At 63.6% G+C, this 25,286-nt stretch carries 24 protein-coding genes and 8 tRNA genes; 22 read left to right on the top strand and 10 right to left on the bottom strand.

Annotated features, from left to right (window positions below):
* Nucleotides 1-34: 34 nt before the first annotated feature.
* A complete protein-coding gene (locus tag J3481_RS08260) occupies nt 35-232 on the top strand; it encodes a hypothetical protein (RefSeq protein ID WP_206831569.1) in 198 nt (65 codons plus the stop codon).
* A 22-nt stretch (nt 233-254) separates the two neighbouring features.
* On the opposite strand, the gene J3481_RS08255 is transcribed toward J3481_RS08260, so the two are convergent.
* From J3481_RS08255 to J3481_RS08220, 8 genes are all read right to left on the bottom strand, one after another.
* Nucleotides 255-330 (bottom strand) — tRNA-Phe (locus tag J3481_RS08255).
* Between the two features lie 3 nt (nt 331-333).
* Nucleotides 334-409, bottom strand: a tRNA-Met gene (locus J3481_RS08250).
* Between the two features lie 62 nt (nt 410-471).
* Nucleotides 472-546: transfer RNA gene (locus J3481_RS08245), tRNA-Glu, on the bottom strand.
* A 4-nt stretch (nt 547-550) separates the two neighbouring features.
* A tRNA-Asn gene (locus J3481_RS08240) sits at nt 551-625 on the bottom strand.
* Nucleotides 626-633: 8 nt separating this feature from the next.
* Nucleotides 634-709, bottom strand: a tRNA-Ala gene (locus J3481_RS08235).
* Between the two features lie 54 nt (nt 710-763).
* Nucleotides 764-837: transfer RNA gene (locus J3481_RS08230), tRNA-Gln, on the bottom strand.
* A gap of 5 nt (nt 838-842) precedes the next feature.
* Nucleotides 843-918 (bottom strand) — tRNA-His (locus J3481_RS08225).
* A 47-nt stretch (nt 919-965) separates the two neighbouring features.
* Nucleotides 966-1,050, bottom strand: a tRNA-Tyr gene (locus tag J3481_RS08220).
* A 209-nt stretch (nt 1,051-1,259) separates the two neighbouring features.
* On the opposite strand from J3481_RS08220, the gene J3481_RS08215 reads away from it, so the two are divergent.
* Together J3481_RS08215 and proC are read left to right on the top strand one after the other, a co-directional pair.
* The gene (locus J3481_RS08215) at nt 1,260-2,033 is read left to right on the top strand and encodes an alpha/beta hydrolase family protein (RefSeq protein WP_206831570.1); all 774 of its coding nucleotides are present in this window, start codon (nt 1,260-1,262) and stop codon (nt 2,031-2,033) included.
* A 28-nt stretch (nt 2,034-2,061) separates the two neighbouring features.
* Nucleotides 2,062-2,880 carry a pyrroline-5-carboxylate reductase gene (gene proC, locus J3481_RS08210; RefSeq protein ID WP_206831571.1) on the top strand — a complete coding sequence of 273 codons (819 nt, stop codon included), beginning with the start codon at nt 2,062-2,064 and terminating at the stop codon, nt 2,878-2,880.
* Nucleotides 2,881-2,901: 21 nt separating this feature from the next.
* Here the strand turns inward: proC and J3481_RS08205 are convergent, their stop codons facing one another.
* Nucleotides 2,902-3,399: a MogA/MoaB family molybdenum cofactor biosynthesis protein gene (locus tag J3481_RS08205; RefSeq protein WP_206831572.1), complete on the bottom strand. Its 498-nt coding sequence runs from the start codon at nt 3,397-3,399 to the stop codon at nt 2,902-2,904.
* 89 nt (nt 3,400-3,488) lie between these two features.
* Between J3481_RS08205 and J3481_RS08200 the strand changes: the two genes are divergently transcribed.
* From J3481_RS08200 to J3481_RS08170, 7 genes are all read left to right on the top strand, one after another.
* Nucleotides 3,489-4,310 (top strand): dienelactone hydrolase family protein, encoded by an 822-nt coding sequence (locus J3481_RS08200; protein WP_206831573.1) that lies wholly within the window; start codon nt 3,489-3,491, stop codon nt 4,308-4,310.
* 33 nt (nt 4,311-4,343) lie between these two features.
* Nucleotides 4,344-6,086 carry a phospho-sugar mutase gene (locus J3481_RS08195; protein WP_236011415.1) on the top strand — a complete coding sequence of 581 codons (1,743 nt, stop codon included), beginning with the start codon at nt 4,344-4,346 and terminating at the stop codon, nt 6,084-6,086.
* On the top strand, nt 6,083-7,270 hold the full coding sequence (locus J3481_RS08190; RefSeq protein ID WP_206831575.1) for an MFS transporter: 1,188 nt from the start codon (nt 6,083-6,085) through the stop codon (nt 7,268-7,270). Before J3481_RS08195 ends, J3481_RS08190 begins: the two co-directional genes overlap by 4 nt.
* Before the next feature lie 241 nt (nt 7,271-7,511).
* A complete protein-coding gene (locus tag J3481_RS08185; RefSeq protein WP_012811817.1) occupies nt 7,512-8,273 on the top strand; it encodes a WecB/TagA/CpsF family glycosyltransferase in 762 nt (253 codons plus the stop codon).
* 138 nt (nt 8,274-8,411) lie between these two features.
* Nucleotides 8,412-9,599 carry a methionine adenosyltransferase gene (gene metK / locus J3481_RS08180; RefSeq protein WP_206831576.1) on the top strand — a complete coding sequence of 396 codons (1,188 nt, stop codon included), beginning with the start codon at nt 8,412-8,414 and terminating at the stop codon, nt 9,597-9,599.
* A 242-nt stretch (nt 9,600-9,841) separates the two neighbouring features.
* Entirely contained in the window at nt 9,842-10,507 is a 666-nt protein-coding gene (locus J3481_RS08175; RefSeq protein ID WP_206831577.1) for a response regulator, read from the top strand.
* 66 nt (nt 10,508-10,573) lie between these two features.
* Nucleotides 10,574-10,984 (top strand): hypothetical protein, encoded by a 411-nt coding sequence (locus tag J3481_RS08170; protein ID WP_206831578.1) that lies wholly within the window; start codon nt 10,574-10,576, stop codon nt 10,982-10,984.
* Nucleotides 10,985-10,986: 2 nt separating this feature from the next.
* On the opposite strand, the gene J3481_RS08165 is transcribed toward J3481_RS08170, so the two are convergent.
* Nucleotides 10,987-12,414 carry a helix-turn-helix transcriptional regulator gene (locus J3481_RS08165; RefSeq protein WP_328702077.1) on the bottom strand — a complete coding sequence of 476 codons (1,428 nt, stop codon included), beginning with the start codon at nt 12,412-12,414 and terminating at the stop codon, nt 10,987-10,989.
* A 145-nt stretch (nt 12,415-12,559) separates the two neighbouring features.
* On the opposite strand from J3481_RS08165, the gene J3481_RS08160 reads away from it, so the two are divergent.
* The 12 genes from J3481_RS08160 (at nt 12,560) to J3481_RS08105 (ending at nt 25,279) form a co-directional block, all read left to right on the top strand.
* A complete protein-coding gene (locus J3481_RS08160) occupies nt 12,560-13,279 on the top strand; it encodes a response regulator transcription factor (RefSeq protein WP_206831580.1) in 720 nt (239 codons plus the stop codon).
* Nucleotides 13,276-14,565 carry a two-component system histidine kinase PnpS gene (gene pnpS, locus J3481_RS08155; protein ID WP_206831581.1) on the top strand — a complete coding sequence of 430 codons (1,290 nt, stop codon included), beginning with the start codon at nt 13,276-13,278 and terminating at the stop codon, nt 14,563-14,565. The genes J3481_RS08160 and pnpS overlap by 4 nt, the downstream gene beginning before the upstream one ends.
* A 23-nt stretch (nt 14,566-14,588) precedes the next feature.
* Complete coding sequence (locus tag J3481_RS08150) at nt 14,589-15,326, top strand: ComF family protein (protein ID WP_206831582.1); 738 nt, start codon at nt 14,589-14,591, stop codon at nt 15,324-15,326.
* A 193-nt stretch (nt 15,327-15,519) separates the two neighbouring features.
* The gene (locus J3481_RS08145) at nt 15,520-15,930 is read left to right on the top strand and encodes a TIGR03826 family flagellar region protein (RefSeq protein WP_206831583.1); all 411 of its coding nucleotides are present in this window, start codon (nt 15,520-15,522) and stop codon (nt 15,928-15,930) included.
* Nucleotides 15,931-15,983: 53 nt separating this feature from the next.
* The gene (locus J3481_RS08140) at nt 15,984-16,724 is read left to right on the top strand and encodes a sigma-70 family RNA polymerase sigma factor (protein ID WP_206831584.1); all 741 of its coding nucleotides are present in this window, start codon (nt 15,984-15,986) and stop codon (nt 16,722-16,724) included.
* A 97-nt stretch (nt 16,725-16,821) separates the two neighbouring features.
* Nucleotides 16,822-17,058, top strand: coding sequence for a hypothetical protein (locus J3481_RS08135; protein ID WP_206831585.1), 237 nt, complete (start codon nt 16,822-16,824; stop codon nt 17,056-17,058).
* Nucleotides 17,059-17,081: 23 nt separating this feature from the next.
* A complete protein-coding gene (flgN, locus tag J3481_RS08130; RefSeq protein ID WP_206831586.1) occupies nt 17,082-17,570 on the top strand; it encodes a flagellar export chaperone FlgN in 489 nt (162 codons plus the stop codon).
* 22 nt (nt 17,571-17,592) lie between these two features.
* Nucleotides 17,593-19,491 (top strand): flagellar hook-associated protein FlgK, encoded by a 1,899-nt coding sequence (gene flgK, locus J3481_RS08125; protein ID WP_206831587.1) that lies wholly within the window; start codon nt 17,593-17,595, stop codon nt 19,489-19,491.
* 14 nt (nt 19,492-19,505) lie between these two features.
* Nucleotides 19,506-20,444 carry a flagellar hook-associated protein FlgL gene (gene flgL, locus J3481_RS08120; protein WP_206831588.1) on the top strand — a complete coding sequence of 313 codons (939 nt, stop codon included), beginning with the start codon at nt 19,506-19,508 and terminating at the stop codon, nt 20,442-20,444.
* A gap of 102 nt (nt 20,445-20,546) precedes the next feature.
* Nucleotides 20,547-22,061, top strand: a complete 1,515-nt coding sequence (locus tag J3481_RS08115; RefSeq protein WP_206831589.1) for a flagellin N-terminal helical domain-containing protein — start codon at nt 20,547-20,549, stop codon at nt 22,059-22,061.
* A 67-nt stretch (nt 22,062-22,128) separates the two neighbouring features.
* Complete coding sequence (fliD, locus tag J3481_RS08110; protein WP_206831590.1) at nt 22,129-24,912, top strand: flagellar filament capping protein FliD; 2,784 nt, start codon at nt 22,129-22,131, stop codon at nt 24,910-24,912.
* 16 nt (nt 24,913-24,928) lie between these two features.
* Nucleotides 24,929-25,279 carry a flagellar protein FliT gene (locus tag J3481_RS08105; RefSeq protein WP_206831591.1) on the top strand — a complete coding sequence of 117 codons (351 nt, stop codon included), beginning with the start codon at nt 24,929-24,931 and terminating at the stop codon, nt 25,277-25,279.
* Nucleotides 25,280-25,286 lie beyond the last annotated feature (7 nt).

Here is a 25,286-nt window from a genome sequence, read left to right as displayed (position 1 = left end):
TTGTATCCGAGTCGCGCAAAGAGGTGGTGACATCGTGCAGAAGGGCGTCATTCGCTGGGTTCATCCGAGTGGGAAGAGCGGGATCCTGCGCGTGCGAGGCGGATTCGACCTGCCGTTCGACCTTTCCGACGGTCCAGGGGCGGGCGCCGTCCGCCCGGGCGATCACGTCGCTTTCGACGTGGTGCAGACGCCTGCAGGGCCGGTGGCGTACAACCTCGTGAGGCGAAGGTGAAGGTGAGGACTGTCAAGAAGGTTGGTGGCTCGGGACGGAATCGAACCGCCGACACGAGGATTTTCAGTCCTCTGCTCTACCGACTGAGCTACCGAGCCACGTGGTTGCGGGGGCAGGACTCGAACCTGCGACCTTCGGGTTATGAGCCCGACGAGCTGCCAACTGCTCCACCCCGCGCCGAAGCGCATTGCGCGTTTCAGAAACGGACGCCCAGGCTTCGCTTTCGCCTGGGCGCTCTCTGGTGACCCCAGGGGGATTCGAACCCCCGTTACCACCGTGAAAGGGTGGTGTCTTAACCACTTGACCATGGGGCCAGGTTGGCTCCCCGAGCAGGATTCGAACCTGCGACCCTCCGGTTAACAGCCGGATGCTCTACCGCTGAGCTATCGAGGAACGGTGGGTGGTGGAGGTAGCCGGATTCGAACCGACGCCCCCCTGCTTGCAAGGCAGGTGCTCTCCCAACTGAGCTATACCCCCACAAAGGACGCGCCCCCGGCTGCGCCGAAGGGCGCGTCCTCGTTGCGCCGTGCTTGGCTGGGGAAGAAGGATTCGAACCTTCGATCGCGGTACCAAAAACCGCTGCCTTACCACTTGGCTATTCCCCAGCATTTGGGGTGAGTGATGGGATTCGAACCCATGCATGCCGGAACCACAATCCGGTGCGTTAACCCCTTCGCCACACTCACCACACGCAAACGTACGTAAAGCAAACCCCAACGCGAAAGCGTTGGGCTGGTGGAGGGGGCAGGATTCGAACCTGCGAAGCATTACGCAACGGATTTACAGTCCGCCCCATTTGGCCACTTTGGTACCCCTCCGCGACCTGCGCCGCCGCGAATCGGAACTCGATCGCGCCGCGCGCACTGAGTACATTACCATGGTCCCGCGAGGGAAGTCAAGTCTTATCGCGACATTTTTTGTCCCCTTCGCCGCCAGCGCCGAGGCGCGCTTTCGTGGTAACATGGGGGAGTGGAAACGATCCCATTCGGGGAAATCGATGGCGATTCATCAAAGGGAGCGTGTTGGGATGCAGAAGGCCGTCGAGCTCGAGGTGGAGGGTCTCATCCTGCGCGGCATGGAACACGTGCCGGACGAGGCGGCGAAAGATCCGGTGCCTGCCGCCATCCTGTTTCACGGGTTCACCGGAACCCACATCGAGCCGCATCAGCTGTTTGTGAAGTTGAGCCGGGCCCTCGAGGCCGAGGGGGTGGCGGCGTTTCGATTCGACTTCGCCGGAAGCGGCGACTCGGACGGCGAGTTCCATGAGATGACCGCCTCGTCCGAGATCCGGGACGCCAAGGCGATTCTCGATTGGGTCAGGCGAGATCCGCGCATCGACTCCTCGCGCGTGAGCCTCGTCGGCCTGAGCATGGGCGGCTACGTCGCGTCGATTGTGGCGGGCGACGAGCCGGAGAAGGTGGACCGCCTGGTGCTGCTCGCGCCTGCCGGCAATATGGCCGAGATCGCCGAGAAGCAGGCCGAAGCGCTCGGGGCGGCGGCTGACGCCGATGTCGTCGATCTCGGCGGGAACCTTGTCGGCCGCAAGCTGTACGAAGATCTGAAGCAGATCGACGCGTTTGAACGGGCGAAGCCATTCCGCGGCAAGGTGCTCATCATTCACGGTATGGAGGACGAGGCGGTTCCGTACGAGGTTTCTCTGAAGTATCAGAACGAGGTGTACGGCGAGCGCGCGCGGCTGCATCTCATCGAAGAAGCGGATCACACGTTCAACAACCGCCACTGGGAGGCGGAGGTCATTCGGGAGACCGTGCGGTTCCTGACCGACGTGGATCGGGCGTGATCGCGATGCGTTCACAGGAGGTGGAGGGGTGAAGCGGCTGTTCATCCTCGGCGCCGGATCGATGGCCGAGTCGTTTATCAAAGGTATCGTGGAAGAGGGCGTGATCGACCCGCGGGACATCTTCGTATGCAATCGATCGCGCCACGAGCGATTGATGGAATTGCGTGAATGGTATGGCATCACGCCCGCCGAGTCGGTGGCGCGCGCGGCGGACAGCGATCTTGTGATTCTCGCGGTGAAGCCGTACGACATGATGGAGGCGCTGAGGCAACTGCGGCCTCATCTGTCGAACCAGGTGATCCTGTCGTTCGCCGCGGGGATTCCCATCGACGCCATTCGCCGCGCCACGGGCGGGCATCCGTACATCATCCGCACCATGCCGAACGTCCCTGTGGCGGTGATGCAGGGCGCCATCGCGCTGTCGGCGCCGCCGACCGTGCCAAGGGACAAGCTGGACCGCGTCATTGAGATGCTTGCGGGCCTCGGGCAGGTGGTCGAAATCGAGGAGGGGCTCATGGACGCGGCCACCGCGTTTTCGGGCAGCGGGCCGGGGTTCATCAGTTACCTCCTCGAGGCCATGGAGCAGGCCGCCGTCGATCTCGGCTTCGAGCCGGAGTTGGCGCGCAAGCTCCTGGTCCAGACCGTGATTGGTACGGCGCACGTCCTGCGCGAGTGGAACCTGAGCCCGAGCGAGCTGCGCCGCCGCGTCACCTCGCCCAACGGCACCACGCACGCGGGCGTCGAGGTGATGAAATCCCGCGGCGTGTACGACGCCATCATCGAGGCGGTGCAGCGGGCGGCCGTCAGGGCGGAGGAAATGGGGCGCGAGTACACGCGCGAGGCGTGAGGCGCCCTCCATCCGGCGCCGTCACCCGGGCCGATGCTCTGTCCGCCCGGCGACGAGATCGAGCGCGTGGGGAAGGATGGGGGCGATGACCCGGAAGCCTTCCTCGACGGCCCGCGGGCTGCCCGGGAAGTTCACGATCAGCGTCTGCCCGCGGATGCCAGCCGTCTGGCGCGAAAGCATCGCCTGCGGCTTCGCGGGCCACGCCGAGGCGCGCATCGCCTCGCCGATGCCCGGGATTTCCCGCTCAATGACGTCCCGCGTGGCCTCCGGCGTGACGTCGCGCGGGCCGAGCCCCGTCCCGCCGGTGGTGGCGACGAGGTGCAGGCCCTCCAGCGCCAGCGCGCGGAGGCGCGTCGCGATGCGGGCGCGATCGTCCGGAACGACGATGGCATGTCGCACCTCAAAGCCGGCGTCGCGCAGAAGCGCCGCGAGCAGGGGCCCGCTTTCGTCCACGCGTTCTCCTCGGCTGGCCGAGTCGCTGACGGTGACCACGGCGGCTGTGCGCACGGTCGAATCCATGTTGTACCTCCTCTGGGTGGGGTTATCCATTTGCTTCCATGTTGAGCCTCTCTTCTCACTGTGACACAATAACCGTGGAGGTGGCAAACGTGGCGCTGCATACGGAATGGGTTCGATATGGCGAAAACGGCGAGTACTTGGGTTACTTGGCCCACCACGACCGGCTGTCGGACGGGCAACCGGCGGTCATCGTGCTGCAGGAGATCTGGGGCGTCGACGATCACATCCAGGACGTCGCGGAGCGGTTCGCTCGCGCCGGCTACGTGGCGCTCGCGCCGGACCTGTACGCGGAGGGCGGGAATCGCAGGCCCGGGCTCGAACCGGAAGCCATCGAGGCGGTGAAGCGGTTTCTCGACTCGGTGCCGCCTCAGGCGTGGCACGACGCGGCGGAGCGCGATCGCGCCCTGGAGACGCTGCCCGAGCCGGAGCGGACGACGGTGCGCCACACCTTTGGGCAGTTGTTCGGCGGCCTGAACCTCGACGCGTACAACCAGCACCTGCTGGCCGCGGCGAGCTTTTTGCGGGACACGTATCCCATGACGAAGGGCCAGCCGGTCGTCTCCGTGGGGTTCTGCATGGGCGGCGGCTTGTCCGCTCGGCTGGCGACGCTTGATCCCAAGCTCGCGGGGGCGGTCATTTTTTACGGCCAGGCGCCGAGCGCAGACTGCATTCCGGCCATTCAGTGCCCGGTGCGCGGTTTCTACGCGTCGCTCGATCCGCGCATCACGGACGCGGTTCCGGCGTTTGCCGAAGAAATGAAGAAGGCCGGGAAGGACTTCCAGTACCGCGTGTACGAGGGCGCGCACCACGCGTTCTTCAACGACACGCGCGCGTCGTATCATCCCCGGGCGGCGCGATCGGCCTTCGCGGAAGTTCTGACGTTCTTCAACCAGGTGACGGGAGGCGTATGAATTCGCCGCGCACAGGCGCGGCTTTTGGGAGGGATGCAAACGGTGAGCAAGGCGCTGCAGGCGTACGAAACGTGGTTGCAACAACCTCATCTGCCTGAACATCTGCGCGCGGAACTCGAGCGCATTCGCGGAAACGACGCGGAAATCGAGGATCGCTTCGGGGCGGATCTCGACTTTGGCACCGGCGGTCTGCGCGGCATCATGGGCGCGGGGCTGAATCGGATGAACGTTTATACGGTGCGGCGCGCCACCGCGGGTCTGGCGCTTCACCTGAAGGAGCGCTTTGGCGAGGAAGCGGGAAGGCGTGGCGTGGCCATCGGCTACGACGTGCGGCACAACTCGCCGGTGTTCGCGGAGACCGTTGCGCTGACGCTCGCGGCGTTTGGCATCAAGGCGTATCTGTCCCCAGTGGTCTGCCCGACGCCCGAGCTGTCGTTCGCGGTGCGGGATCTCGGGTGCGCGGCCGGCGTCATGATCACCGCGAGCCACAACCCGCCCAAGTACAACGGCTACAAGGTGTATAACGAGCACGGCGGCCAGATCCTGGAGGACGACGCTCGCGACATCAAAGCGCGCATGGAGACGTTCCAGGACGTGTTCGCCATTCCGCACCTCACGCGCGAAGAGGCGGAGTCGAGGGGGCTATTGGTCTCCATTCCGGCGTCGCTTCGCGCCAAGTACGTGGAGACGGTCGTGCGCGAGGTCCGGGATCCGCGCCTCGGCGAGGAGCGATCCCGCCTCTCCATCGTGTACACGCCGCTTCATGGCACCGGGAACATTCCCGTGCGCGAGGCGCTCCGCGCGGCCGGTTACACCCGCGTCCATCTCGTGGCGGAGCAGGTCGAGCCGGACGGCGACTTCTCGACCGTGAAGAGTCCGAACCCCGAGGAGCAGGAGGCGCTGTCGCTCGGCGTGAAGCTCGCGGAGGAGGTCGGGGCGCACCTCGTCATGGGCAACGACCCCGATTGCGATCGCGTCGGGATCGCCGTCCGCGACGCATCCGGGCGCATGCAGCTTCTGTCGGGGAATCAGGTCGGGGCGCTCATCGTCCACTACCTCTGCGAGCGGCACCGCGAGACGGGCGGATTCGACCTGCCGCCCATCGTGTTCAAGACCATCGTCACGTCTGACATGGGGAAGCACATCGCCGAGTCCTACGGCGTGCACGTCGAGGAGACCTTGACGGGCTTCAAGTACATCGGGGATCGCGTCACGCGCCATGAGGCGGACGGGACCTACCGCCTGCTCGCTGGCTACGAGGAGAGCTATGGCTATCTGGTGTCGCCCATCGTTCGCGACAAGGACGGCGTCCAGGGGGCGCTCGTCATCGCCGAGATGGCGGCGTGGCACCTGGCGCACGGCCGGACGCTCACGGATGTACTTCGCTCCCTGTACGAGCAGTACGGCTGGTATGGAGACAAACTCGTCAACGTCGAACTCGAGGGCCACGACGGCGTGGATCGCATGAAGCGGGCGCTTCAGGATCTGCGGCATCGCCCGCTCGAGGTGCCGGGGCTCAAGCTCGTGGCTGTGGAGGATTATCTGGCGCGCGAGCGCCGATTCCCGGGGACGGATCGGGTGGAATCCTTGACGCTGCCGGTCTCCGACGTGCAGAAATTTATCTTTGAGGGCGGCCATTGGGCGGCCATTCGCCCATCCGGCACGGAGCCGAAGATGAAGATGTACTTCGGCGTGCGGGGGAAGAGCGAAGCGGAGCGGGACGAGCTCCTGGACAAGCTGGCCGAGGCGCTCACGGCGAGGGCGCGCATGGAATGACGGCGTGGCGGAGGACGCTCGTCATCCTGTGGTGTGCGAACTTCTGCGCCGCCATGGGCATGAGCCAGATCATCCCGTTCATTCCGCTCTACCTGGCTGAACTCGGGCTGCACACGGAGCGGAGCATCGATCACTGGGCGAGCTGGGTGTTTTCCGCGCAGTTCGTGACTTCGTTCATGTTTCAGCCCATTTGGGGCTCGCTCGCGGACAGATATGGGCGCAAGCCCATGCTGTTGCGCGCGGGCTTCGGCATGGGCGTGATGACGGCGCTCATGGGGCTCGTCGGAGCCCCGTGGCAACTCCTGGTCCTCCGGCTCATCAACGGCGTGTTTTCCGGGTTCATCGCGATGGCCATCTCGCTTCAAGCCTCGGTGACGCCCGCGGAGAACGCGGGCCGGGCGCTCGGCACCCTCCAGACCGGAAACATCGCCGGATCGCTCATCGGTCCGCTCGTCGGGGGACTGTTGGCCGAGTGGCTGGGCTTTCGCGGCTGCTTCTTCTTCACGGGCGCGATGCTCGTTCTGGCGAGCGTCATCGTACTCCTGTTCGTGCACGAGCCCAAGGGAGCACGGCGCGCGCGGGCGAAGTCGCGCGGATCCTGGCGCAGCCTTGCGGGCCTTTGGCCCGTGTTTCTGGGCTCCTTCATGACGCAGCTCGCCATGATGAGCATCGAGCCCATCGTGACCATCTTCACCCGCAGCATCTATCAGGGCGCGCACCTCACCCTTGCCGCGGGGCTTGTGGTGGCCACGAGCGGGATCGCCAACCTCATCGGCACGCCGACCTTGGGCCGGGTGGGCGATCGCGTCGGACAGCAGCGGGTGCTCCTGCTCGCGCTCCTCGGCGCCGCCTGCGCGTTTGTGCCACAGGCGCTTGCGCACGCCTTGTGGCTGCTTCTCCTCGGCCGGTTCCTTCTGGGGCTGTTCGTGGGCGGCATGCTGCCGTCGCTGCAAGCGCTCGTGCGCAAACTGGCCCCCGAAGACAAGCAGGCGACGGCGTACGGCCTGAATTCGAGCGCGACCTTTTTCGGCAACTTGGTCGGGCCGCTTATCGGCGGGCAGGTCGCCGCGATGTACGGCATCCGCTCCGTGTTTTACGTGACGATGGCGCTTCTGTTGCTGAACGCGGCCGTCATCAGGATCAATCAGCGTCGGCTCGTGCGCCACGACGCCGAGGAGGTTTAGGCTCGCCCGAATGTGGCCATGATGGTGGCCATCTGGATCCGGTCAGGGGGGCGGGACGTTGAAACCGCGGTTTGTGCGCGTGATTCACCTCGTCGTCGCGAGCGTCATGTTGGCGTGCACCGTCATCAGTCTGGCGGCCATCGCGCTCGAGTTGGCGGTCCGCCGCCTCGCGTCGTGAGCGGGGCGAGGGCGAGGCACGACAGGTGCGGAACACCTCAACGAACGATGGGGGCATAGGCCAGTGGCTGTGCAGGGATTTGCCAAGGACGTCGTGGACGTGCTCGGCGTCAGATTCCACCGCGTGACGATGGCGGAAGCGGTGGAGAAGATCCTCTTCTGGACGGCGGACGGCGGCCATCACCTGGTGGTGACGGCGGGGCCGGAATTTGTCATGCAATGCCAGCGCCAGGAGGCGCTTCTTCGCCTCGTCAATTCGGCCGATCTCGTCACCGCCGACGGCATCGGCGTCGTCTGGGCGGCTCGCAGGCAGGGGCGCCCCGTGCCCGAGCGCGTGACGGGCGTGGAACTCGTGCCTCAGGTGTTGTCGGAGGCCATGCGGCGCAATCAGCCGCTCAGGGTTTACCTGCTCGGGGCCACCGAGGCGTCGCTCGCCGCGTGCCTTGAGCAACTCCGGGCCCAGTACCCCGCGCACGCGTTTGCAGGGCATCACGGGTATTTTCAGCATCCGGATCTCGGGCGGATTCTCGAAGAGATCCGAGCGTTTCGCCCGCACCTTTTGCTCGTGGGCATGGGGCAACCGCGCCAGGAACTGTTCCTGCGAGACGTGATGGGCAAGCTGCCGCCGCTCGTGGGGATGGGCGTGGGCGGCTCCATCGACGTGTGGGGCGGCACCGTGCGCCGGGCCCCGGAGGCGTTTCGGCGCATGAATCTGGAGTGGCTGTATAGGCTCATCACGGAGCCCAAGCGGTTTCGCCGGCAGCTCGCGCTGCCGAGGTTCGCCTTGAAGGTCATCTCATCGCCCGCCAAGCGCGAGGCGCCGTGATCGCAGCCTTCCTCAACATTGTCAAGGAAAAATCCTTGACTGCCCAGAGGCCATCGACTACGATAAGGTTTGTTTTGCGATGGACAAGCGGGATCCCCTGGCTTGCCAAATCCTCTGCGCGCCAAAGGAGGCTCCAGATTGGCACAGCGACGCCTGTTTACCTCGGAATCCGTGACGGAAGGCCACCCGGACAAGATTTGCGATCAGATCTCCGACGCAGTGTTGGACGAGATTTTGACATATGATCCGCTCGCGCGCGTCGCGTGCGAGACGTCGGTGACGACGGGACTCGTGCTCGTCATCGGCGAGATCACGACGAACTGCTACGTGGACATCCCAAAGGTGGTGCGCCGGACCATCTCGGAGATTGGCTACACCCGCGCGAAGTTCGGGTTCGACGCCGAGACGTGCGCCGTCATCACGTCCATCGACGAGCAGTCGCCCGACATCGCCCAAGGCGTGGATCGCGCCCTCGAGGTTCGGCACATGACGGACGCGCAGATCGACGAGATCGGCGCGGGGGATCAGGGGCTCATGTTCGGCTTCGCGTGCGATGAGACGCCCGAGCTCATGCCGCTGCCCATCTCGCTCGCGCATCGGCTGGCGCGCCGCCTCGCGGAAGTGCGCAAGAGCGGCGAGCTCACCTACCTGCGTCCTGACGGCAAGACGCAGGTGACCATCGAGTACGAGGGCGACCGGCCTGTGCGGGTGGACACGATTGTCATCTCCACGCAGCACGACGAGCAGACGACGCTTCAGACCGTGGAGCGCGACATGATCGAGCGCGTCATCCGCCCGATTGTCCCGCCGGAGTGGCTGGATGAGAACACGAAGTACCTCATCAACCCGACGGGCCGGTTTGTGATTGGCGGGCCGCAGGGGGACGCCGGGCTCACGGGCCGGAAGATCATCGTCGACACGTACGGCGGGTACGCGCGCCACGGCGGCGGCGCCTTCTCGGGCAAGGATCCGACGAAGGTTGACCGGAGCGCCGCATATGCGGCTCGTTACGTCGCCAAGAACATCGTCGCGGCCGGGCTCGCCAGGAAGTGCGAGATCCAGCTCGCGTACGCCATCGGCGTGGCGCGGCCGGTGTCCATCTCGGTGGACACGTACGGAACAGGGCAGGTCAGCGACGAGAAGATCGTCGAGATCGTCCGCGAGGTGTTCGACCTTCGCCCGGCGGCCATTATTCGCGATCTCGACCTGCGCCGCCCCATCTACCGCCAGACGGCGGCGTACGGCCACTTCGGCCGCACGGACATCGATCTCCCGTGGGAACGGACGGACAAGGTCGATGACATCCGCCGCCTCGCGCTGAGCTGAGCGGCGAGCCGAGCGCGTCGCCGGCGCTGACAAAAGTTTGTCGCGGCGCCAGCGGACCCTCACAAACACCGCTTTTGGCATCGAATGTATGTGACATCACCCTTACACCCCATGATGTGTGCCTTCCGGCGCCCTGCCGGAGGGCATTTTTTTGCCGTCGCGCGCGCATGGGCGTGAATCTGGTATCATCAAGTGCAAGAAGAGATTGGACATTCGGGGTTGCTTTGAACAAGGGGGATGGAATGACCAACGAGCTGCCCATTCGCGTCGCGATTGCGGACGACAATGCGGAATACCGCCTGACCTTGGCGGACCTGTTGGCGTATGAGCCGGATATCGAGGTCGTGGCCGTGTGGGCGAACGGCCACGAGGTGTTGCGCGACGTCGAGCAAGTGCGCCCGGATGTGCTGCTGCTTGACATCACGATGCCCGAGGTCGATGGCCTCTGCGTACTGAAGGCCGCGCCGCTCCTCTCGTGGCGGCCGAAAATCGTGGTGTTGACCATGCACGAGCAGTCGCCGGTGGTGCTCGAGGCGGTTCGGGCGGGCGTGAGCGGCTACATCGTCAAGGACGCGCCGATGGAGGACCTGCTGCGGGCCATCCGCGAGGCGCACGAGGGCCGCGCCATGGTGCACCCACAGGTGATGCGCGCGGTGCTCGGCGAGATCGAGCGGTACGCGAAGCCGAGCGACGGCTGGAAGGATCTTTTGACTGCGCGCGAGTTCGACGTGCTGTGCCAGATGGCCGCCGGCAAGTCGAACGAGCAAATCGCCGAGTCGCTCCACATCACGCTGAAGACGGCGAAAAACCACGTGTCGCACATTCTGGCGAAGCTGAACGTGTCCGACAGGAGCCAGGCGGTGCTGCACGCGTACAGGGAGCGGTGGATTTTGCCGGATCGCCTCTGAAAGCTGACGGCCGCAAGGGTCCCTTCTCGCTCCGGCGCATACGCTGGGGCAAGGGGGTGAGCCCGCATGTGGATGGCGACGGCGTTTGCCGTGGCGGTGGCCGTGTATCTGGCGTGCGCCGTGGCGGGTCGATTTGCGGGCGGGGCGACGACTCGGTCGCAGGGGGGCGAGTGGCTCGTCCTGGTGGCCGAGGGCTGCGGCGGCGCCGTGGAGGGCGTGTTGCGGAAGGCGTGCGGGCGGTGGAGGTCGCCCGTCGCGCGCGTGGTCGTGATCGACGTGGCGCCTGCGGACGAGGCGCGGGCCATCGTCGAGCGCTTGGCGCCGAAGATGGCCTGTGAGGTGGCGTATATCCCGGTGGCGAACCGGGCGGAGGCGGATCGAGAGGTGGCCGCCATCCGCCTGGGTTCCGCGCCGGACGTGCGCGTCCGCGTGATCCACGTGGTCGGCGGCGTCGTCCGCGCCAGCGCCGCGCTTTGAGGTCAGAACACGAATGGCACCGGCGGGCGAGGCTCGCGGTTCAACGCGTCGAGCTTCTGCACGTACCGGAGCGCGTTTTCGAAGTCGCGCGCCTCCGCGAGCCAGCGAATGAGGAGCTGGCAGGCTCGGCGGTGGAGGGTTGCATCGGCCCACTCGGGGAACGACTGCTCGTAGGCGATGAGCCGCTTGCGCAGCGCCGCGCGCTCGCGCGGCCGCTTGGCGTAGGCGGCCTCCATGTCGAGGAGTTTGAGCTTGAGCCGCGCCCGCTTCGCGGTGAGATCCTCGAGGTCCGGCAGTTCCGCCGCGATGGCTTGCGCGCTCTCGAGCAACGTCGCCGCGCGGTCGATCTCGCCCTCGTCCAACTGCCGCGCGATCTCGTCGGCGAACGCGGCGAGATCGCGCCCGGGCGAGACGGCGGTCATGAGGTACGCGCGCTCTAGCCGGGTGGACAAGCTGGCCGCGCCGGGGGCCGCCCCGAGCAGGCGCACGCGGAGCGACGCTTCGATCTCGGCGAGCCGCCCCACAAACAGCAGAGTCGACGCCTGCTCCGCGAGCGCCTTCGCCTGCGCCGGATCGACGGCGAGGTGGCGAAGCGCGTCCGCGATGAGTTCCTCGGCCACGACGAAAAGCGCCGGCGCGGAGGCGGCCATCCGCTCGGCCGCGGCGAGGTACGGCCGATCCTTAGGCGCCGCGGGGGGCTTGGACACCGGCAGAGCGGCGTCCGCCGGTGCGAATTCGGCCCGCAGGCGCGGCTGCGGATCGAAGCTCGTGCGCCGCCACGGGACGTCGAAACCCTCGGCGTGCGGGTCGAGATCGTCGAGGTGGAGGTACAGCTCCAGGGCGAGCGCGTGGAGCTCGTGCGACGGAATGGCGTGCGTGGCCGCGAGGGCGTCGACGCGCGCGAGGGCGTCCTTCCACAGGCGCACGGCGCCGGGGACGTTGCCGCGATCGCACTCCGCAAAGCCGAGCTCCCGCAATGCGTAGAACGCGAGGCGGGCGTCGTCCGCGCTTTGCGCCGCCTCCGCGAGCGGGATGAGCAGCGCCACCGCCTCTTCCTCTTCGCCGAGGCCTCGCAGGGCGCGCGCGAGCGTGAGCCGGTACTCGCTCAGGCTGCGCGTGTGAAACGACGCCTCCGGCAGGTGCGTGAGGATGTCGCGTGCGCGATGAGGGTGTCCGGCGGCCACGTCGTACTGGGCGACGCGGATGGCCGCCTGGAGCAGGGCGTGCGGATCGACGTCGGCCAGCAATCGGTCGATGGGTTCGCCGAGGCGATCCGCCACTCGGATGAGGAGCGGGTACGGCGCAAGGGCCCTGCCCGATTCAATTTCGTCCAACAGGTCCGGGCTGGCGAGATCATCCGCCAGTTCGGCCTGGCTCAGTCCGCGCGCTGTGCGGAGGGTTCGGATGGTTTCTCCTATCGACACGTCCACACCCACTTCCTCTAGCTTCCGAATTAAGTTTCACATATTGGCATGGATTTGACAAGATTCAAAGGAATTCTCCATCCTGATCGTGGCCGAGGTCTGTCGCTTCTTGCTACAATAAGGCCAGTACCAGTGAGCGGAGGGAAAACGTGTGCCTACCGTGTTGGTGGTGGACGACGAGGCGTCCATTCGCACGTTGGTGGAATACAACTTCAGTCGTTCGGGATTCGACGTGGAGACGGTAGACGACGGCCGCGTCGCGTACGAGAAGCTGAAGCAGAGCGCGTCGAAGTATGATCTCGTCGTGCTCGACCTGATGCTTCCCGGGATGGACGGGCTCGAGGTGTGCCGGCGCCTCCGCCAGGAGGGCGTCAAGATCCCCATCATCCTCCTGACGGCGCGGGATGAGGAGGTAGATCTCGTGCTTGGCCTCGAGCTTGGCGCGGACGACTACGTCACCAAGCCGTTCAGCCCGCGGGAGCTCGTCGCGCGCGCCAGGGCGGTGCTGCGCCGCACCGAGAGCCGCGAGGAGGATGCCCAGCCCACATCGAGCGGGAAGGTGCTGCGCGCGGGCAACATCGTGATGGACGTGGCGCGCCACGAGGTCCGCGTGCGCGGCCAACTCGTGGAGTTCACGCCCAAGGAATTCGAACTCCTGCAATACTTCATGGAGAATCCCGAGCACGTGCTGTCGAGAGATCAGCTTCTGGACCGCGTCTGGGGATACAGCGCCGCCACGGACACGCGCATCGTCGACGTCCATGTCTCGCATCTTCGCGAAAAGATCGAGGATGATTCCAAGAATCCCAAGTACATTCGCACGGTGCGGGGCATCGGATACAAGTTCACGGAAGGCACGTCCGGGTCATGATCCCGTTTGCCATCGGGCTCGGCGTCGGGCTCGCCATCGGCGCGCTGTTCGCGGTGTGGCAGATGAGCTGGTTTCGCAGCCTCAGGCGATACCTGCTCGACGCCATGGACGCCATCGTCCAGGGCCGCTACGACGTGCGCATGTACGAGTACCGGAGCCGCCCCGCCGAGATCGCCATCTTTCGCCACTTCAACCGCATGGCCGAGCGCATCCAGGAGACGCTGGCGGATCTGTCGCAGGAGCGAGACATTCTCCGGCACATCCTGCAGAACATGACCACCGGCGTCATCTACCTCAGGAGCGACGGCCAGGTGCAGATGGTCAACCACGCCGCCGAGCGGCTGTTCCGCCGGCCGGTGGAGCAGTGGAAGGACCGAGATCACTGGACCGTCTTTCGCAACTACCAGCTCGGCTCGGCCATTGATCACGCCCTGCTCTTCGGCACCCCCTGGTCCGGCGAGTTCCAGATCCGCGAGGGGGTCACCGTCGCCGTGCGCCTCGTGCCCATCTCCGCCGCGCCGCGCATGCGCAACAAGGCCGACGGCCGGCACGACGTGCTCATGCTGGTGAACGACGTGTCCGAGTGGCGCCGCCTCGAGCGCATGCGCAGCGACTTCGTCGCCAACGTCTCGCACGAGCTAAAGACGCCCATCGCCGCGATTCGCGGCTTCGCTGAGACGCTGCTCGACGGCGATGTGGACGAGGAGGCGCGCCAGAAGTTCTTGCGCACCATCTACGAGGAGTCGCTTCGCATGGGCAATCTGGTGTCCGATTTGCTCGAGCTCTCGAAGCTCGAGGCGAGCGACAGCCACGTGGATCCGGTCGCCGTGGATCTGTACGAGGTCCTCGTCCGCGCCGTCGATCGCGTCCGCCCAGTCGCGGACGAAAAGGAAATTGCCATCGAATTGCCGCGCCCGCAGCGCCTGCACGTCTGGGCCGAGCCGGATCTCCTGCTGCAGGTGTTTCTGAACCTCCTGACCAACGCCATCCACTACTCGCCGCCGAAGAGCCGCATCTCCGTCTCGTGGGACGTGTTGGTCGATCGCGTCAAGGTGCACGTGAAGGACAACGGCATCGGCATTCCCAAGGAGTCGCTGCCGCGCGTGTTTGAGCGGTTCTACCGCGTGCACAAGGACCGCAGCCGCGCCTCGGGCGGCACGGGCCTTGGGCTCGCCATCGTGAAGCACATCGTCACGTCGCTTGGCGGCGAGGTCGGCGTCGAGAGCGAGGAGGGCAAGGGCAGCGACTTCTGGTTCACGCTCTCCAGGCTCGACGCCCGGCCGTGATCGCCCGGGAAGGGTTGGGAGCTATGGCGCGCGCGTATACCACGTCCTTTCTCGCTCATCGCCTGTGGCAGCAGGCCCTCAACTGGATCTTCCCCTCGAACGACGAGCCCTGTGCCGTCTGCAGCCGGCCCATCCCGCCGCACATGGCGCAAAAGCGGGCCGGCGAGCGGGGCGCGATGCAGCGGCTATGCGCTTTCTGCCAGCAGAATCTCGCGCTCGTGCCCGTGCGGGCGCAGCTGACGACGCTTCGCGCCGGAAAGCGGCGAATCCGGGTCGCGAGCGCCCTCGTCTACGACCACTTCGTGCGCACCCTCATCCGCGCGTTCAAATACGACGGCGTCGTCGAGATCGCCCCGTTTTTCGTGTCCGCCCTTTGTGCCACTCGTCCGGCGCGCTTGCAGGCCGATATCGTGGTGCCGGTGCCCACGGCCCCGGACAGGCTCCGCATGCGCGGGTACGATCACGTCCTGCTCGTCGCCCGCGCCTTTGCAACGGCGGAGGGGCTGCCCTGTGCGCTCGGGCTTGCCCGCCTCGGCACGTCCGGCCACACCCGGTCGCAGACGGCGAAGGACCGGGATCGCCGGCTGAGCGAGCTTGCGGGGCAATTTGTCTCCATCCGCCCCGACGCGGTGCGCGGCCGCCGCGTGCTGCTCGTGGACGACGTGATGACGACGGGAGCCACCCTCGCGACATGCGCGGCCGCGCTGTACGAGGCCGGTGCGGGCGCGGTGGATGCGGCCGTGATCGCGCGGGTGGAGTGACGGGCGGGGGCAGGCGGCAGGGGCTCTGTGCGTGGCAAGGCAGAGGTGCGGACCGGGAGCGGGGATGGCGTGGGCGGCGGCTGCGGGGCGACCGGGAATCCCGACCATGGCGCGGCGATGGCGCACCGGCCGTCGTTTCGGCAGGCGCGTGGCAGGAATTTGTCGGCGGAGCGCGAATCATGTCGGTGGAGGGATGAGCGTGGCCATCGCCAACTGCCGCCGCTGCGGTCGATTGTTCAACCGCGTCGGGCGCGACATCTGCCCCGACTGTGTCAAGGATGAGGACGACAAACTCGCGACGATTCGCGCCTACCTGCGCCAGCATCCGCTGGCGAACATCTACGAGGTTGCCAACGGAACCGACGTGACCTACGAGGAAATTGTCGAGTTCATTCGGGACGGGCGGCTTGTGTTGCGGAACAACCCGAACATGGTGTACCCCTGCGAGCGCTGCGGCACGCCGACGCAGGCGGGCAGGCTTTGCACGAACTGCGCGAAGGAGATGGCGGAGGAGTTGGAGCGCGCGCGGGAAGGGCATCGCAAGACATCTGCGGAGCGACAGGGCGGGTTTTACAGTCGGTCGGATGGCTTTCGTCCGTCATAGCGGTGCTTCACCGTGGACATCGATGAACACCTGGTTCCTGTGGGCGAGGGTGGATGGCATTGAATCGGACCTATGAAGCGTATGAGGCGTGGAGTCGCCAACGGGAGCAGGAACGCGTGGAGCAGCATTTGCCGCTCGTCTATCGCTGTGCACAACAGTTGGTCCAACAGGCGCGGGCGGTCGGTTTGGAACTGGCGGATCTGACGCAAACAGGCGTCTTGGCGCTGTATCGCGCAGCCGCTTCGTTCGATGAGACGCGGAGTTCGACTTTTGGCTCGTATGCCAAGTGGTTCGTGCGCGGCGCGATGCTCGACGAGATCGCCAAGTGTCGCAATGAATCGCGCGCTGTGCGCGATAAGTACCGGGAAATCAGGCGGGCCGAAGAGCGCCTGGCCCAGCGTCTGATGCGCGAGCCGACCCTGGCGGAATTGGCGCAGGAGATGAATGTGGACGTGTCCAAACTTTCGGAATGGTACGTGGAGACAGGCATCCGGGAACCGGCGTCGCTGGACGAGCTCGCGGAACGAGGTGAATGGCCGGAACCGGCGGATGAGGGCCTGGGACAACCTGAACTCCACTTCCTCGCGCAAGAAGAAAAGAGCCGCTTGGTCGAGGCGCTGAGCCAGTTGTCGCAGCGAGAGCAACAGTTGCTCTATCTGTATTATCAGGAAGAGTTGACGTTTAAGGAGATCGGCTACGTGCTGGATATCAGCGAGTCGCAGGCGTCCCGCATTCATAAACAGGCGCTCGCGAGGCTGCGCGCCATTCTGGAGGACGGCGAGCGCTCAGGCTGAGGAAAGAAATCGTGTGCGGCGTGCAAGAAGCGGGCGCCGATTTCCGATGTATATAACGAGGTTATGTGAAACGCGGTGAAATGAGGCGGTGAAGCCCATGGGGGGACCGGATCGAATTTCTGGCCTCGGGCCTTCGGCATACGCATCCTACACGCGCGCGGCGAACGGGCCGCATGAGAAGTCGCAGACACAGGAAGGGAGCGAGGTCTCTGGCGCCGGACGCTCGCGGCTCGACGAGCTGAAGGCACAGATGCAGTCGGGGGCGCCGGTGAACCTGAACCAGCTCGCGGACGCGATGCTGCGCAAGGGGCGCGTGATCGACGTTCAGGCTTGAAGGGCGGTGCGAGGGTGAGCGAGATGCCTGCGCAGACATCGGAGGAGTTGCTCGGCCTTTTGCAGGAGTTGCTGCAACTCGAGCGCCAGCTCGTGGCAGAGTTGCAGGAGCAGCGCAAAGCGCTCATCGAAGGGCGGGCTCCTTCTGCAAGTCAGCGTGTGGAACACATCCGGCAATTGTGCCATGCCATTCTTCAGGCCGAAGCGCGGCGTCAGGATTGGGCGGCGCGCTTTTGTGCTGAACGGGGGATCGAGGCGGGGGAGGTCCGTTTGGGCGATCTCGTCGCGGATCGGAGGTTTGGCCGAGATCGAGATGCATTGGCCCAGGTCGGCGAAGACTTGATGAATACCTTGCGCGAGGTCGCGCGTCTCCGAGATGAAATCGGGACGCTTGCCGCGCAAGCCAAGGCGTACTCCGATTGCGTCCTCCGGGCCCTCGTGGGCACCGTTCGAACTGGGCCGTACACTTTGGCGGCCATGTCCGGCGGACGGTTCATCGATGTGAGAAGTTGAACTGGGATTGGGGTGACACTTTGTGCCGAGCACGTTTTTGGGCCTGCAGACAGCGCTTCGCGGACTTGAGGTGTCCCAGGCCGGCGTGGCGACCGTCTCGCACAATGTCGACAACGCCGACACACCCGGATATGCCCGCGAGGTGGTGGATATCTCGGAGATGCCCTCCATCCCGCAATACTTGGGGGGCAACCTTTCAGCGCTGGGACAGGGCGCGCAGGTGACGCAGATCCAGCGGATTCAGAGCGATTTCTTGAGCAATCAGTACCGCGTGCAAAATGCGGTGCTCAATCAAGCGAATGTGGTGCAGAGCACGTTGAACGAGGTGTCGGGTATCCTGGACGAACCCTCCTCCACCGGGATTTCAAACGCGTTGACGCAGTTTTATCAGGCGTGGGACACGCTCGGAAGCAATCCGTCCGATCTCAGCGCCCGCACGTCGGTCATTGACGCCGCGCAGACCCTCACGCAGGTGATGAACCAGACGGCGAATCAGTTGAACCAGCTTCGGTCGAATCTGCAATCCTCCCTGGCTTCCGCTGTGAATCAGGTCAACAGTCTTTTAGACCAAATCGCGTCGGTGAGCAATGAAATCGCGAAGATGCAGCAACTGGGCGAACAGCCAAACAGCCTTCTGGACCAGCGTGACGCGTTGTTGAATCAGCTGTCGCAGTACACAAGCTTTCAGACGCAGATCCAGACCGTCACCCAAGGTGGTGTCTCGTACGATCAATTCTCGCTCACGCTGACCGGTTCCGCAGGGCCGGTCACGATGATCGACGGCATGAAAACCGACTTCTCCAACGGCGATCCGCCCGCGAACCTCGTGCATCATCTCGTGATCGCGAGCGACACCGGTGACGTGAGCATCGTACCCATCACGTCAGATTCCGCCTCAAGTTCGGACTCCGTGCTGGCGGGACAGGGCGGGCAGATCCAGGGTTATCAGGATTCCATCGCGGACGTCCAGACGTATCAGAGCGATCTCGACGTGTTCGCGCAGAGCCTCGCGGGGCCAGGCACCACGGTGCTCACGTCCGGCTGGACCATCCCGGCCTCGCTGGTCAACAGCCCGCCATACAACAAGATGGAGTTCACGCCAAGCGGCGGAACGAAGCCGTTATCGCTTCAGGACTTCATCACAAATGAAGGATTGGTTGAGACAAACGGATCCTACACCATTCCGGCAGGAACCAAAATTGCGACGTCCCTCGGCGGCATGACGGTGACGTTGCTTGGTCCATTGACTGTGTCGAGCGCTACGCTTTCCAATTTCGGCAATATGACAATTCAGGTCCCGGGCGGAGAGCCGACGACTTTCTCGGATTACGTGAATTCGCCCGTTTCGCTCCCCGCGGGAACCGTTCTGCAGAACGTCGGGCTCAATCAATTGCTGACGCTGGGTTATTCGGAGAACGGCCAAGGAAAACCTCTGTTCACGTCCTCCGCAACCGCCGGCGGGCAGCCCATCACGGCCGCCAACATAACGGTCGCCATCCAGCCGTCCGATCTCGCGGCGGGAACGACCTCCCAGACCGACAGTTCGGGCAATACCGTGGCCGTTTCGGGTGATGGCACGCTCGCGACGCTGATTGGTAATATGGCCAATCAGCAGATGCAGTTTCCGAATCCGTCCTCGGGGTCGAGCGCAACGGGGTCAGAGACCCTGACGGGATCGCTCAGCAGCTACTTGACGGCTGTCGTTGGTCAGTTGGGATTACAGAGCCAGCAGGCGAGCAACACCGTCAATGTCCAGACCAGCTTGTTGCAGCAAATTTCGAATCAGCAGCAGAGCGTGTCCGGGGTCTCGATGGACGAGGAAATGACCAATCTCATCAGCTATCAGCAGGCATACAACGCGTCGGCGGAGATCATCTCGGCCATCAACGCCATGCTGACGCAACTGATGCAGAACGTCTGACGGAAGGTGACGTCATGCGTATCACGCAGGGCATGCTTAGCAATCAGGTTCTCTACGACATTGAGAATAATCTTCAGCAGTTGAGCCGGCTCGAGACCGAGGCCTCCACGGGCAAACGAATCAACCAGCCTGCGGACGATCCGATTGGCGTTCAGAACGTCATGACGGACAATCTCGAGCTTGCGTTCGATCAGGAGTATCAACAAAACGCGACGACGGCCCAGTCCCAGCTCAATTTCGTAAGCAGCGTCATGAACGAGGCCCAAAATGTGATGAGCCGTGCGCGCGATCTCGCCGTGGAAGGCGCCAACTCGACGGAGACCGCGAGCGATATGCAGGCGCTGGCTTCCGAAGTGGGGCAACTGTACGACCAGTTGGTGACCATCGGGAACTCGCAGTACAACGGCCAGTATATCTTCAACGGCGCGAACACGGCGTCGGCACCGTACCCTGCACAGGCAGCCAACCTGACGCCCGACAAGGTCAGCGGGAGCCTCGATCCGGCGCAGAGTGTGACGAACGCCGGCCAGGTGTACATGGATCTGGGGAACGGCGTGACCCTCCCTATCACTGTGAGTGGAAACCAGTTTTTCGGCAGCCAGGGAGCGGCGAATAACGCGTTCTCCGTTCTGTCCCAACTGTACAATGCTTTGAACAGCGGGGATCATGCACAGGTGGACAACCTTCTGAATAACCTGGACAGCGTGATCGACAACATGAACACGGTGCAAGCGAATGTGGGGGCGCTCATCAACCGCGCCGAGATGATGCAGACGCGCATGACGGACCTCTCGAGCAGCGTAACACAACAGCTGTCCAACGTGGACGACGCCGACATGGCGCAGGTGTTGACGAACCTCAACTCCATCTCGGCCGTGGAGCAGGCGAGTTTGGAAGTGGGCGCTCAGGCGCTGCCCATGTCGCTGGTCAACTTTTTGAGGCCAGGCACATGATAACGCCGCGCGCATGCAAGATTTTCTCGAACCTTCCGATGTAAAAGGTGAACGCGCCGTGCAGGGGCACGGGCGAATCCAAACTTGAAGGGTGAGGGATCCATGTCGGGACTCATCATTGGGCACAACCTCGGTGCCATGAGCGCCTTGTCGGCTCTCAATTCCAACTCCAACGCCCTGAACAATGCGCTGCAACAGTTGTCGACGGGCAAGCGGATCAACAGCGCGGCCGATGACGCCTCCGGCTATGCCATCTCGCAAAAGATGGAGGCGCAGATCAAGGGCCTGAATCAGGCGTCCCAGAACGCGCAGGACGGCATCTCGATGATTCAAACCGCTTCGGGTGCTCTGAACCAGACGCTGAGCATTCTTCAGACGATGCGCCAGCTGGCCGTCGAGGCGTCCAACAGCACGACCACGCAGTCGGATCGCCAGGATCTGCAGGCTGAGTTCAATCAGTTGGCGGATCAGATCAACAATATTGCGGCGACCACGCAGTACAACACCCAGAATCTGCTGGATGGGAGCTCAAGCCTGACGGCGAGTGTCACTTCCCAAGGCAAGGTGTTGCAGAATGCCTCGGTGTCAGGTGTGTTTGGATTGGCGGCTGGCACTTATACAGTCACTGTGAATCACCAAACGGCTACATCCATAAGCTCAACGCCATTGAATGGTAACGGATCAGAGACTGTCACATTGAGCGGGACGTACTCAGGGACTTCGAATATCGCAGCTGGAGACTTGCAGTTCTACTACGACGGAACAAACTGGAACGTTAGTACAGACGGGGGTAACAACTGGAGTGCCTTGAGCGGCACCCCGAGCGGCAACACGTACACAGCGACGTTCGACGGTCTTACGTTTAGCGTTAGTTGGTCAAGCTCAAACCCACCGCAGAAGGGCGACACCTTCACCTATAATTCAGCCATAAATGCTCAGGGTGACTTTGCCACCCTATCGGACGGCAGCGGAGCAACAACCTCTAACCCGGGAACGGCCGTAGCGATTAGCTCGAATGGTGGAGCTGTCGTGCTCGAGGATGGAAGTGGGAATGGCGTTCTGTTCAACCCAGGCTCCTACAGTTGGGGAACCTCTTCGAGTGACACCATTACATTCGCGGTAAGCCCGGCTCCGTCGATTTCGCTTCAAATTGGTCCCAATACAGGGCAGGTTATTGATGTTACGATTGCCAACATGAGCGCTGCCGCGCTTGGGATTACGGGAGTTGCCAATTCTAAAGATGCTGCCACCGGCGCTGCGTATGGTGGGACGAACGATGTCAATAACGGGACATCTGGAAATCCAGATGAGGCAGCTCTCGATATTACCTCGGTTTCCAATGCAGACAAGGCGATTCAGACCATCGATAATGCCATCCAGACGGTGACGACCTGGCAGGCCAACCTCGGCGCTGTCCAGAATCGCCTACAGTCGACCATTAGCAACCTCGACACGTCTGCCCAAAACCTCACCTCAGCCGAGTCCGGCATTACCGATGCCGACATGGCTTCGGAAATGGCGCAGTTCACGCAGAACAGCGTGTTGCAGCAGGCGGCGGTGGCCATGCTGGCGCAGGCCAACCAGCAGCCGCAGCTTGTGCTCAAACTCCTGGGCTGATTCAATGTCTTGGCGGGGGTGAAGCGGCACTTCATCCCCGCCCGTCAAGGAGAAAGGTGGCGATGAGATGACATACGTCGGTTCGTTGATGGGCGGTTCATCCGGCTCGTCCAGCTCGAGCAATTCCATCAGCTTCACGCCGGGAACGGGGATCTCGGGCTTGGCATCGGGCATCAACACGGACGCCATTGTCCAAGGCTACATGCAGATGGCGTATGAACCGCTCATTCAGCTTTTGCAACAACGGCAAATTACTCTGTGGAAGCAAGAGAGTTATCAGCGCGTGAACAACACGCTGGCGGACTTGCAGAGCAATTTGTCGTCGTTACAACTGCAATCCACCTTTCTCCAAAACACGACGAACTCGTCCAACAGCTCACTCGTTTCGGCATCGTCCAACACGCTGTCGCCCAACGGTTCGTACAGCGTCACGGTGCAACAGCTTGCGTCGGGTGCCACGCTGGCCTCGGCGTCGACGCTGTCCACGGATCCGAACTACGCGAACACGCCCATCAATCAGCTTTCGCCGAACCCGCTGGGGCTTTCATCGTCGAGCACCGCGCCGCTGACCTTCACACTGAACGGCCAGACCTTCACGGTCAACCCGGCGACGGACACCATCAACTCAATCCTTCAAAAAATCTCCGCCAACATAGCGGCGGGCGTATCGGGATTCTACGATTCAAACACGGGCCGCGTCGTGCTGCAGACCACGTCCACAGGGAGCGGCGCGCTGATCGAGGTTTCGAACGACGCAAACGGGATCTTCTCGAAACTGTTCGGTCTGCAGGCCGTCGGGCCCATGACGCTGAATCCCACCCTGTCTCCGGCGGGCGGGATCGCGGGTGGCATCGTCAACATCAATGGCGTGACGTTCTCGTTTGCATCCGGTGAATCGCTGCAGACCGTCGCCGCGCAGATCACGGCGCAATCGGCGAAGACGGGCGTGACGGCGACGTACAACGGTTCCACGCTGACGCTGTCCGGCGCGCAGACGGCAAGCCAGACGCTCAACGTGTCCCAGATGCCGAGTGCCGGCGACGTGCTCACCATCGCGGGGACGCCCATCACGTTTTATAACAGTGCGCAGGGACAAAGCGCCCCTGCGAGCGGCCTCGGGATCGATCTGAGTACGGCGAATACGCCGGCCGCGATCGCGTCGGCTATCGCAAACGCCGTGAACAGCAATTCGTCGTTGTCGTCTATCCTGACGGCCACCGTGGCTCCGAACGGCACGCAGGTCATCCTCAATGCCAATACGACCGGAAGCGCAGGGAATTTCACGACCTCGTACCAACCTGCAAACGGTGGCGTTGTGGTCGGCCAAGAAACGCTCGGCACCGCATCGACGCCCACCACAGATACCATGACCTTTAACAGCGTGCCGAGTGCGGGCGATATACTCTACGTCGCGGGTCAGGAGATCGAGTTCTACGACAGCTCGAAAGGCCAGGCGCCAACGGGTTCCAACATCACCGCCATTGATGTTCACGGAAAGACGACGTCAAGCATCGCCTCTGCGGTGGCGAGCGCCTTAAAGGGGGCGACGGGCACCGCGAGTGGCAATCAGCTCACCGTCACCGCCAAGTCGAACGGCGCCACGTCGCTCAACGTCGATTACGTATACGCCAGTGCGCCCATCACGGGCACGGGTGTGACGAATGCCAGCGACATCACGCTCTACTCTGGGATCAGCGTCACGGATCCAACCAACTATCAGGACCAAGCGACGGTGCTGGGTGTGCCGAGCTCATACGCGAGCAGTGCACAAGCCGCAGGCCTCCAGCTCGCCCAGAATGCGTACTACACCATCAATGGGTATGCGTCGTCGAGTCAGTCGAACCAGGTGACGTTCAACAACACCACCTTTTCGCTGAACGGTGTGACGTCGACCCCCGTCAACGTGACGGTATCGACCAACGTCAACGCGATTGTGCAGGCCATCACGAATTTTGTGCAGCAGTACAATGAGACGCTGCAATACATGCAGATCCAGTACAACACCGTTCGGAACTATGACTATCTTCCCCTGACCGCGGCCCAGGCGCAGCAGATGACGTCGGATCAGGTCACGGAGTGGATGCAGAAGGCCCAGGCCGGCATGCTTGAGAACGATCCGCTGCTCGGATCGGTGATGAACAATCTGAAGAACGTCATCTCGACAGTCCTGCCGTCGCAGGGTACGGCCAGTATCAACGGCGTGCAGACGGACATCAATTCGCTTGCCTCCATCGGTATCACGCCCATCGATCCGCTGACCGGCGTCAGTAGTGGTGCGACCGCGCCGGGCGTGACCACGACGGGCTGGAACACCTACGGGCTCTTGCAAATCAATACGGCTCAACTCGAGGCAGCGGTCGAGGCGAATCCGCAGGCCGTGATGAATCTGTTCACGGGAAGCGGGTCAACCACAGGGAGTTCATCGAGTTCGTCCGCCGTCAATTCCACGCAAGGGATCGCGAAACAACTTTACACGGTTGTGACGAACGCCGTGTTGATGATTCGGCAGCAGGCTGGAACCGGAGATACGTACGATCCGACATCGGCCACGACCAGCACCAACTCGAGCGGTTCGTCGACTTCCAACACGTCGAACCTGTTGGCCTACACGCTGATCGATCCGACCGCGGATCTGTTGACCCTGTTCAGTCAAGATGCATACAACACGGGCTTCTTGGCACAACAGGTCGTGACGATGGATCGCCAGGCGCTCGCGATGGATCAGCAGCTCCAGCAACTTCAGCAGCGGTATGAGCAGGAGTTTGCGAGCATGGAATCGCAGATCGCCGCTATCAACACGCAATCGGCGTACATCAGCTCGATGCTTGGCAGCTCGAGTTCCAGCGGATGATGGGAAGATGTAGCGTATGGACGCGAACCGGTGCTTGACGCGCATGTACGAAGTCGGTGCACAAGTGATTGAAGCGGCACGAGTCGCTGACGACGCGTGGGCGTCTGAACGGGTGCGCGCGCTCTTGGCTGAGCGCCACGCGCTGTTCGCCGCGTGGACGTCCATGGAGGGCGATGCGACGGACGGCGAAACGATTCAACCTCTGTTGCGCGACATCCTCCGGCAAAATGACGAGATCGCGCAACTGTTGTCTCGCCGGCGTGAGCAGGTCCGGCACCGCGTCGAGCGGATCCGGGCGACCCGGTCTCTGCTTCGATCGGCCCGCGTGCTTCGGGGCGTGTCGAGGCACATCGATCTACAGGGGTAGGGGGATT

The sequence above is a fragment of the Alicyclobacillus fructus genome (genome assembly GCF_017329605.1).
GTDB classification, from domain to species: domain Bacteria; phylum Bacillota; class Bacilli; order Alicyclobacillales; family Alicyclobacillaceae; genus Alicyclobacillus; species Alicyclobacillus fructus.
This window is presented reverse-complemented; position numbering and strand designations above follow the sequence as displayed.

Coding starts and splice junctions, on each gene's coding strand:
- J3481_RS08140 (WP_206831584.1), top strand. CDS start 15,984: ATGGCATTGAATCGGACCTATGAAGCGTATGAGGCGTGGAGTCGCCAA.
- J3481_RS08175 (WP_206831577.1), top strand. CDS start 9,842: ATGACCAACGAGCTGCCCATTCGCGTCGCGATTGCGGACGACAATGCG.
- flgL (WP_206831588.1), top strand. CDS start 19,506: ATGCGTATCACGCAGGGCATGCTTAGCAATCAGGTTCTCTACGACATT.
- J3481_RS08170 (WP_206831578.1), top strand. CDS start 10,574: ATGTGGATGGCGACGGCGTTTGCCGTGGCGGTGGCCGTGTATCTGGCG.
- J3481_RS08190 (WP_206831575.1), top strand. CDS start 6,083: ATGACGGCGTGGCGGAGGACGCTCGTCATCCTGTGGTGTGCGAACTTC.
- J3481_RS08195 (WP_236011415.1), top strand. CDS start 4,344: ATGCAAACGGTGAGCAAGGCGCTGCAGGCGTACGAAACGTGGTTGCAA.
- J3481_RS08150 (WP_206831582.1), top strand. CDS start 14,589: ATGGCGCGCGCGTATACCACGTCCTTTCTCGCTCATCGCCTGTGGCAG.
- J3481_RS08145 (WP_206831583.1), top strand. CDS start 15,520: ATGAGCGTGGCCATCGCCAACTGCCGCCGCTGCGGTCGATTGTTCAAC.
- flgN (WP_206831586.1), top strand. CDS start 17,082: ATGCCTGCGCAGACATCGGAGGAGTTGCTCGGCCTTTTGCAGGAGTTG.
- J3481_RS08135 (WP_206831585.1), top strand. CDS start 16,822: ATGGGGGGACCGGATCGAATTTCTGGCCTCGGGCCTTCGGCATACGCA.
- J3481_RS08205 (WP_206831572.1), bottom strand. CDS start 3,399: ATGGATTCGACCGTGCGCACAGCCGCCGTGGTCACCGTCAGCGACTCG.
- J3481_RS08105 (WP_206831591.1), top strand. CDS start 24,929: ATGGACGCGAACCGGTGCTTGACGCGCATGTACGAAGTCGGTGCACAA.
- J3481_RS08215 (WP_206831570.1), top strand. CDS start 1,260: ATGCAGAAGGCCGTCGAGCTCGAGGTGGAGGGTCTCATCCTGCGCGGC.
- fliD (WP_206831590.1), top strand. CDS start 22,129: ATGACATACGTCGGTTCGTTGATGGGCGGTTCATCCGGCTCGTCCAGC.
- J3481_RS08115 (WP_206831589.1), top strand. CDS start 20,547: ATGTCGGGACTCATCATTGGGCACAACCTCGGTGCCATGAGCGCCTTG.
- pnpS (WP_206831581.1), top strand. CDS start 13,276: ATGATCCCGTTTGCCATCGGGCTCGGCGTCGGGCTCGCCATCGGCGCG.